Consider the following 6,416-nt stretch of genomic DNA (forward strand, 5'->3'; position numbering starts at 1 on the left):
ATGGCGAATCCGCGCGGAGCGAAATGGCTCGGGGCGCTGCGCACCCCGCTGGGCGCGTGCTCGGCCGCACTGCTGGCACTCGTGATCGTGCTCGCGGTGCTGGCGCCGATCCTGTGGCAGGACAAGGCTTTCGAGATCGACACGAACGCGATCGGCCAGGGACCGTCGGCGGCGCACTGGCTGGGCACCGACGACCTCGGCCGCGACATCCTCTACCGCGTGCTGGTGGCGACCAGGCTGTCGATCGTGCTGGCGCTGCTCGCCACCGTGATCGGGGTGGTGACCGGGCTCGTGCTCGGCACACTGCCCTCGGTGCTGCCGCGTCCGCTCGCCCGGCTGGTGATCGCGGCGGTCAACATCGCGGTCGCCTTCCCCGGTCTGTTGCTGGTGTTGTTCTTCTCGGTCATTTTCGGCGTCGGGACGCAGGGCGCGGTGCTGGCGGTCGGTTTCGCGCTGGCCCCGGCGTTCGCGCGGCTGGCACAGACGATGGCCGCTTCGGTGGCGGGGCGGGATTTCGTCGCGGCGGCCAGGATCTCCGGCGTCGGCCGGATCCGGTTGCTGTTCCGGCACATCCTGCCCAATATCGGCGAACCGCTGGTGGTCAACGCGACCATCGGCGCCGGCGGGGCGCTGCTCGCCTTCGCCGGGTTGTCCTTCCTCGGAATCGGTGTGCAGGCCCCGGAATACGACTGGGGGCGGATCCTCGGCGAAGGACTCAACGGCATCTACGTCAATCCGGCGGCGGCGCTGGCGCCCGGTGTCGCGGTCGTCCTCGCCGGGCTCGCCTTCAACCTGGTGGGGGAGACCGTCGCCGGGGTGATCGGTGTGCGTACCGGGTCGCGCAAACTCGCACCGCGGCCGGTCGCTCCGGCCAGGGAGGACGCCGCCGAGACCCGCGACGACACCGTGCTGGTCGTGGAGAACCTCCAGGTCGCGTTCCCGAGTCCGGCGGGCTGGACCGTTCCGGTGCGCGGGGTGGGTTTCACCGTCCGCGCCGGTGAGGCGATCGGTGTCGTCGGCGAGTCGGGTTCGGGGAAGAGCCTGACCGGGCTGGCGGTGTCGCGGCTGGTCGAAGCACCGGCCGTGGTCACCGCGGACAAGCTCGAATTCGCCGGGAAACCGGTGCTGACGACCCCGGAACGGGAGTTGCGCGGTCTGCTCGGCACGTCGCTGGCGATGGTGTTCCAGGATCCGATGACCTCGTTCAACCCGACCAGGCGGATCGGCCGCCAACTGGCCGAAGTCGCCGAACAGCATCAGGGACTCCCGCGGGCCAAGGCCTTCGAGCGGGCCGTGGACCGGTTGCGCGCGGTGCGGATCCCCGCCGCCGAACGGCGCGCGCGGCAGTATCCGCACGAGTTCTCCGGCGGGATGCGGCAGCGCGCGATGATCGGTATGGGCCTGATGGGGGACCCGAAGCTCATCATCGCCGACGAGCCGACCACGGCGCTGGACGTCACCGTGCAACGGCAGCTGCTGCGCCTGCTGGCGCGGACCAGGGCCGAACGGGACACCGCGATCATCCTGATCAGCCACGACATCGCGGTCGTTTCGCAGACGTGCGAACGGATGCTGGTCATGTACGCGGGCCGGGTGGTGGAAGACCTGCCGACCGCCGGGACACCGCGGCATCCGTACACGCGGGCCTTGCTGGCCGCGACACTCGACCTCGAGACCGACCGTGACGCGCCGCTCGCGGTGATCCCCGGCCGCCCGCCGGAACCGGATCGCGTGCCCACCGGCTGTGCTTTCGCCGACCGGTGCCCGGCGGTGACCGATCGATGCCGTCTCGAAGACCCGGCGCTGGAGCACCTGGAACCCGGGCATCGCGTCGCTTGCTGGTATCCGGCGCCGCTTTCCCCGCCTGTCAAGGAAACCGTGACCGCAGGAGGTGCCGAGTGAGCGATCTCGTCTTCGACGCGGTGAGCGTGCGCTACGGCGGCCGTCGCGGGCTCACCGCCGTCGACCGGGTCGGGCTGACCGTCCCTTCCGGACAGGTCGTGGGGCTGGTCGGCGAATCGGGATCGGGGAAGTCGACGCTGGCCCGCGCCGCCGTCGGGCTCTCGCCGATCAGCGCCGGACGGGTCCTGCTGGGTGGCGTGGACGTCCGCGAGCTGCCTCGCCGACCGCCGTTGCAGATGGTGTTCCAGGATCCGTATTCCTCTTTGGACCCCCGGATGAGCATCGGGGAATCGATCACCGAAGCGATCCCGCGCGGCGTCCTCCCCGGACGCGCGGCACGCCGGGACGAGGTCGCCCGGCTGCTGGAGCTGGTCAACCTCGATCCCGAACGCGCCGTCCACCTGCCGGGGCGACTGTCCGGCGGCCAGCGGCAACGGGTGGCGCTCGCCCGCGCGCTGGCCGGGCGGCCCGAGGTGCTGATCGCGGACGAGATCACGTCCGCGCTCGACGTCTCGGTGCAGGGCGCGGTGCTCAACCTCGTCCGGTCCGTGCAACGGCGGCTCGGCCTGTCGATGCTGTTCATCTCGCACAACCTCGCGGTGATCCGCTATCTCAGCGACATCGTCGCCGTGATGTACCTCGGCCGGATCGTCGAGGTCGGCCCGGCCGAACAGGTCCTCACCGATCCGCGGCATCCGTACACGCGTGACCTGCTCGCCGCGGCGCCGTCGGCGACCACCTCGCTGCTCGGCACCGGTGCGGACGACGTGATCGCCGACGCCGAACCCGCCGACCCGCACCATCCGCCCGGCGGATGCCGCTACCACCCGCGCTGCCCGGTCGGCCCGCTCGTGCGCGCCGACCGCGAACTCTGCCTTCAGGCGGATCCCGCGGACGACGCGGCACACCGGCGTCACTCGGCGGCCTGCCACTTCAGCGAAAACGAGCTCACGACCTCCAGAGGAGCAAGCGCATCATGACCCGACGTCTCGGTCTCGACGACCTGTACGACATCGCCGTCCCCAGCCAGCCTTCGCTGTCCCCGGACGGTGAGCGGATCGTCTACGTCCTGCGCACCGCGGACCGTGACGAAGACCGGAACGCGCACACGCTCTGGGAGGTCGGCGCGACCACCGGCGAAGCCCGGCAGCTCACCCGCGGAACCGCCGACATGGCGCCGAAGTGGGCGCCGGACGGCACGCGGATCGCGTTCCTCCGCGCCCAGGACGGGCCCCCGCAGGTGTGGTTCCTGCCGCCGTCGGGCGGGGAGGTCGAGCAGGTCACCGAACTCCCGCTCGGTGCGGGCGCCCCGGTCTGGAGCCCGGACGGCGGCAAGATCGCCTTCTCGGCCGCGGTCGACCTGGCGGGCGGCGAATCCGCGGCGAACGCCCCGGTGGTGGCCGATCGGCTGGACTTCAAGGCCGACGGGGCCGGGCTGATCAAGACCGTCCGCAAGCATCTGCACGTCCTCGACGTCGCCACGCGCGAAGTCCGGCAGGTCACCTTCGGCGATTGGCACGCCGGTGATCCGGCCTGGTCGCCCGACGGCACGCACCTCGCCTTCTCGTCCGGACAGGACGGCGACGCCGATCTGACCTTTCGTTCCGGCGCCTACGTGCTCGACGTGACCGCGAAGACCGCCGAGCCGCGGCTGATCGGCTCCGGTGAGGGCATGGTGGGCACGGTCGGCTGGACCGCCGACGGCGGTGCGCTGCTGGTGGTCGGCCGGGCCGATACCCAGGTCGGTCACCTCGGGTTGTGGCGTGTCCCGCTCGACGGAGGGGACCCGGTCGAGCTGACCGCGTCACTGGACCGCAACGTGATGCCCGGTGGCCCCGGCTATCCGGGAGCCCTTCCGCAGACCACGGAGGACGGAGCCGTGCTGTTCGGTGTCCGGGACCGTGGCTGCACCCATCTGTACGAAGTGGACGGTGAGAGCCCGCGTGCGGTACTTGCGGGCGCGGATCGTGTCGTGTCCGGAATGGACATCGCGGGCGGGCGGGTCGTGGTCGTCCTGGCCACGGGTGATTCGTTCGGCGAGATCGCCGTCGTCGACCGGGCCACCGGCGCCGTCGACGTGCGCACGAAGCACGGCGCATCCTTGGCCGAGGCCGAGCTTTTCCGTCACGAGGAACGGGAATTCACCATCGGCGACGGCACCGTCGTCCACGGCTGGCTCCTGCGGGATCCGGCGCGACCCGGCGCCGCGCCGCTGCTGCTCGACATCCACGGCGGCCCGCACAACGCCTGGAACGGCGCGGCCGACTCGATCCATCTTTATCACCAGGCGCTCGTCGCGCGCGGCTGGGCGGTGCTGCTGATCAACCCGCGGGGCAGCGACGGCTACGGCGAGGACTTCTACACCGCCGCCGTCGGCGGATGGGGCGTCGCCGACGCGGCCGACTTCCTCGAACCGTTGGATCACCTTGTCGCCGAAGGGATCGCCGACGCGGACCGGCTCGCGGTGGCGGGCTACAGCTACGGCGGCTTCATGACCTGCTACCTGACCAGCCGCGACAGCCGGTTCGCGGCCGCCGTCGCCGGTGGTGTGGTCAGCGACCTGACCAGTATGGGCGGCACGTCCGACGCCGGGCACTACCTGGCCGTCGGCGAACTCGGCGGTCCGGCGTGGGACAAGGCCAACGAGCGGTTCTCGCCGTTCGCGCAGGTCGAGCGGGTGCGGACGCCCACGCTCGTCATCCAGGGCGCGCAGGACGACCGGTGCCCGGTCGGCCAGGCCGAGCAGTGGTTCGGCGCCCTGCGCGCACGGGGCGTCCCGTCCCGGCTGGTGCTGTACCCGGACGCTTCGCACCTGTTCATCCTCGACGGGCCGCCGTCGCACCGGCTCGACTTCAACCAGCGCGTCCTCGGTTGGGTCGAGCAGTACACGGCGCCTGCCGATGGCCCGTCACGGGTGCCGATCGAAGCCGCACACTGGCGGCGACGGCTGGCCGAACTGGCCCGCAAGCACCGCGTTCCGGGCGCGTCGCTCGGCATCACCCGGATCGGTGACGACACCGAGGTTCTCGCCTCCTACGGCGTGCTGAACACGAAGACCGGGGTCGAGGTCACCGACGACTCGGTGTTCCAGATCGGTTCGATCTCCAAGGTGTGGACCGCGACCGTGGTCATGCGGCTGGTCGACGAAGGGCTCCTCGAACTGGACGCGCCGATCGCGGACGTCCTGCCGGAACTGCGGCTGGCCGATCCCGGCGTGGCGGGCAAAGTCACCATGCGGCATCTGCTGACGCACACCAGCGGTATCGACGGCGACGTCTTCACCGACACCGGACGCGGCGACGACTGTCTCGAACGCTACGTCGAAGTCCTCGACCAGGCCGCGCAGAACCATCCGCTCGGCGAGACGTTTTCCTACTGCAACTCGGGTTTCGTGGTCATGGGCCGGGTGATCGAGAAGCTCACCGGGCTGACCTGGGACGCCGCGATGCGGGAGAAACTGTTCGCCCCGCTCGGTCTCACCCACACCGTGACCCTGCCCGAGGAGGCGTTGCTCTTCCGGGCCGCCGTCGGTCACGTGGCCGACGGAGACGAGGATCCGGCACCCGCACCGGTCTGGGGGCTGCCCCGGAGCATGGGACCCGCCGGGCTGATCACCGCCACGGCGAAGGACGTGCTCGGCTTCGCGCGGCTGCACCTCACCGGCGGCCTGACCCCGGCGGGGGAACGGATCCTGACGACGGATTCGGCCACCGCGATGGCCGCGAAGCAGACCGACATCCCCGACAAGCACTCGCTCGGCGACTCCTGGGGGCTCGGCTGGATCCGGGACACCTGGAGCGGGCAGCGCGTCATCGGCCACGACGGCAACACGATCGGCCAGTCGGCGTTCCTCCGGCTCCTGCCCGATCAGGGGCTCGCCATCACGTTGCTCACCAACGGGGGCAACACCCGGGACCTGTACGTCGAGCTGTACCGGGAGATCGTCGCCGAACTCGCCGACGTCGCGATGCCCAGGCCGCTCGAACCGCCCGCGACTCCGGTCACCGTCGACGGATCGAGGCATGTTGGCGGCTACGAACGGGCAGGCGCGCGGATGGACGTGCTGGCGTCGGGAGAGGGCCTGCGGCTACGGCAGACCGCCACCGGACCGCTCGCCGAACTCCTGCCGGAGAAGACGCAGGAGTTCGATCTGGTCCCGGTGACCGACTCGCTTTTCCTGTGCCGTGAGCCCGGGACGCGGACGTGGATGCCGGTCACCTTCTACACGCTGCCGACGGGGGAGCAGTACATGCACTACGGGGTGCGTGCGACGCCGAAGACGTCCTAGCTTCAGCTCCTGGTGACCCGAGCCGGCCCCCTGACGGACGATGTCCACAAAGGACGCCAGATGACAGATGAATCTCTGTTTGATGCTGGGCGACATGTCGTGTCGGGTGGTAGGTCTGTGAAGGCCTCCTTGGAGTCATGGGGTTGTTGCAACACCGTCTGATGGAGGGGCGGGGTTGTGCGGGTTTATCGGTGGTTGCCGCGGTCGGTGCGGGTGGAGTTTTGGG

The 6,416-nt window shown here is 70.6% G+C and carries 3 protein-coding genes; all 3 read left to right on the forward strand.

What is annotated here, in order from left to right:
- The 3 genes from ACFVM3_RS14185 to ACFVM3_RS14195 are packed head-to-tail and all read left to right on the forward strand — an operon-like array spanning nt 1 to nt 6,190.
- Entirely contained in the window at nt 1-1,902 is a 1,902-nt protein-coding gene (locus ACFVM3_RS14185; RefSeq protein ID WP_378438702.1) for a dipeptide/oligopeptide/nickel ABC transporter permease/ATP-binding protein, read from the forward strand.
- The gene (locus ACFVM3_RS14190) at nt 1,899-2,882 is read left to right on the forward strand and encodes an ABC transporter ATP-binding protein (RefSeq protein ID WP_378438704.1); all 984 of its coding nucleotides are present in this window, start codon (nt 1,899-1,901) and stop codon (nt 2,880-2,882) included. The genes ACFVM3_RS14185 and ACFVM3_RS14190 overlap by 4 nt, the downstream gene beginning before the upstream one ends.
- The gene (locus ACFVM3_RS14195) at nt 2,879-6,190 is read left to right on the forward strand and encodes a serine hydrolase (RefSeq protein WP_378438706.1); all 3,312 of its coding nucleotides are present in this window, start codon (nt 2,879-2,881) and stop codon (nt 6,188-6,190) included. The genes ACFVM3_RS14190 and ACFVM3_RS14195 overlap by 4 nt, the downstream gene beginning before the upstream one ends.
- Nucleotides 6,191-6,416: the final 226 nt, after the last annotated feature.

This window comes from Amycolatopsis sp. NPDC057786, assembly GCF_042797905.1.
Classification (GTDB): Bacteria; Actinomycetota; Actinomycetes; order Mycobacteriales; family Pseudonocardiaceae; genus Amycolatopsis.